Here is a 2,683-nt window from a genome sequence, read left to right on the forward strand (position 1 = left end):
AATTGTGTCCATTCGGTCATGGTCAGGTCCGTTGGATAAACTCGCGGCAGTGTATTCATCCCTCAAGCTTACCAATCCCTTTTTCAAAACACTCTCTTAAGCCAACCCCCATCCCCTAACGCCCATCCCCTTTATTTAGCAAGCGCTTGAACTACTTCGTCCGACTTACACACCGTCGTTAGCGCCCCGAGAATTCCACCGAGGATCACTCGATGTGCTTCTTCTGTCGTCCCCGCGCAGCAGTCGTCCGGAATGAAAATGTAATACCCTCGGTCGGCTCCGTCACGTGCGGTGCCTTCAACCACTCCATCAGTTGCAATACCGGTCAACACGAGATGGGTAATTCCTTGCGCCTGGAGAATGCCTTCCAGTTGACTGGCGTAAAAAGAGCTGACCCGTGTTTTGGTAATCACCCAATCCGATGAGTCGGGAGTGAGGTCCGCATGGATTTCCGCTCCCCAGGTTCCGTCTTGAAGCGCCTGGGCTTTCTTGATCGCTCGCAAGACACCAATATTGCTGGGCAGATCCGCATAGTCAGGTCGATAGGTATGACGCACGTGGATAATCGGTACCTTGGCGGCTCGCCCAGCGACCATCAGTTTTTTGATGTTGCCAAAGATATTACGCTCTTTAATGGTCCTGGGCATCGAACCGCCAGTGAGGGCACCGCCAAATTTTCCTTGTTCATGCACGATGTCGTTTTGGCAATCCATGACCAGGATTGCAACCTTACCTTTCGGGAGTGTAGACACACTCATAACCGAACCTCCTTATTTTCAGGTGAGACAGGAAAAGATCGGGGGTGGACAGCATGCACAGTACGCCAGTCGCGATACGAGTGTCAATGAAGCGACCCTCGGTTTTGCCGCTTGCGTGCCAAGATCTGGCACTGTCAAACAGACTTGACACACTGAACAACCGAGCTTGTCTGTTGCTCTCGCTCTTCGCTCACCGGCAACACTTGTAAAATAACGAAATTGCTCTTGTCTTTGTGGATTCCATCTGTAGCCGCGCCGGTCGATGAACAGGAGCGTAAGCTGGAACAACCTTTGCTCTCAATCACGGTATCGAAGAATAGACTGAGTTTGCGCCCTATCGGCAACACTACTCGCTCCTTATCTGCTGCTCATCTTCGCTTCCCCTTCTTACGTCGCCCTCTTTCTTGACAGGTATCGCACGAACTCAGTCTGGATCCGCGATTTGTTTTTAGGAGGGTGAGTATCATGTCGATGCCAAACGTTGGTAGAGAATACTTTTGCTGTTTTCGTTTTCTGGTAGTGAGCCTGGCGGCGCTCTGGTTTCCGATGCAATCTTGGGCAGAGCAAGGGATATTGGAAACCCCGACTCCAGGGTCGTTTCAGAGTGGGATCGGGCTGGTTCGTGGTTGGGTCTGTACGGCCAGTCGAGTTGATATCGAGATTGATGCGACCGTTGTTATCCAATCCGCCTATGGCGAAGAGCGTGGCGATACACAAACTACGTGCGGCGATACGAATAACGGTTTCAGTGTCCAGATCAACTGGAACGAGTTGGGGGAGGGAGCTCACGTTGTGCGTGCCCTTGCTGATGGTGAGGAGGTTGGTCGCGCGACGGTTGTCGTTGCCACTTTGGGACAGCCATTTTTCCTCGGAGCACAAGGTGAATTTCCCGTCCAGCCTTTTCCCCAAGCTGGTCGAACGACACGTCTGCGCTGGCAAGAAAGTCGCCAACAGTTTGTGTTATCTTCAGGAGCCACTCCGGCGACAGGGGGCGGCAGCCCACGTAATGATGCGAAACTTGAAGATCCACAGCCAGGGTCGTTTCAGAGCGGGGTTGGGCTGATCCGTGGATGGATTTGTACCGCGACACGCATTGAAGCGTTTATCGACGGGCAAGGACCTATACCTGCGGTCTATCAGGAACCTCGTGGTGATACACAACCAACCTGTAATGATACAAACAACGGGTTCAGCATTCAGGTGAACTGGAATGACCTAGGGGATGGGACACACACTGTGCGGGTGCTCGCCGATGGAAGCGAAGTGGGACAGGCGACGTTTACTGTCGTCACTCTCGGGTTAGGGTCGTTTCCGTTGGGGCTGGCTGGTAGTTTTGTACTGCCAAACTTTCCCAAGAACGGAACCCAGACGAATGTTGCGTGGCTAGAAAGTCAACAGAATTTTGTTGTTACCGGCTCGCGGTTCCAAGGGATCGAGGAGGGGCTGTGCAAAATGCAGCAAGGGCAAGCAACCGACACGAACGGTGGGCGAGCCACGATTGAATGGAGTAACCCCTGTCTCCTCTCTGGCAATCTTGCCGTATTACATGTCCAAGTGCCGAATAGTGGGGCTCAGCGTACGGCAACAACGACCCGTTCAGTGACGGCTGAAGATCGTGAGCACCGCGCTGCCACGAGTGGGAGTTTCTTTCTCTGCGACACCAGCATTAGCATTCAGCAACAAGACCGCACTTTTGGTTCAGCCGACTTTCGCCTTGTTGATCTTGCTGGGAATGAGGTGTGTCGTGAGTTGCCTCCCAATACGGAGCTTGGCGTGTTCCTGCAAGTCGATGCTAAATCCACGGGGAACGCGCTTAGAGTCTTGTAAAAAGAAGGGGTTAGGATAGAGAGGGCAGCACGGGTGTCCGGGAAAAAGGAGGAGGAGGTATGCCTGCGCTCACGTGTGCCCTGGTGGAAAAGCTGGAG

The 2,683-nt window shown here is 53.2% G+C and carries 3 protein-coding genes; 1 reads left to right on the forward strand and 2 read right to left on the reverse strand.

Annotated features, from left to right (window positions below):
- Positions 1-131: 131 nt before the first annotated feature.
- Together FJ147_28240 and FJ147_28245 are read right to left on the reverse strand one after the other, a co-directional pair.
- Positions 132-758: a cysteine hydrolase gene (locus FJ147_28240; protein MBM4259773.1), complete on the reverse strand. Its 627-nt coding sequence runs from the start codon at positions 756-758 to the stop codon at positions 132-134.
- 134 nt (positions 759-892) lie between these two features.
- Complete coding sequence (locus FJ147_28245; GenBank protein ID MBM4259774.1) at positions 893-1,105, reverse strand: hypothetical protein; 213 nt, start codon at positions 1,103-1,105, stop codon at positions 893-895.
- A 118-nt stretch (positions 1,106-1,223) separates the two neighbouring features.
- On the opposite strand from FJ147_28245, the gene FJ147_28250 reads away from it, so the two are divergent.
- A complete protein-coding gene (locus FJ147_28250) occupies positions 1,224-2,585 on the forward strand; it encodes a hypothetical protein (GenBank protein ID MBM4259775.1) in 1,362 nt (453 codons plus the stop codon).
- Positions 2,586-2,683: the final 98 nt, after the last annotated feature.

The sequence above is a fragment of the Deltaproteobacteria bacterium genome (assembly GCA_016874775.1).
GTDB lineage: Bacteria > Desulfobacterota > Binatia > Bin18 > Bin18 > VGTJ01.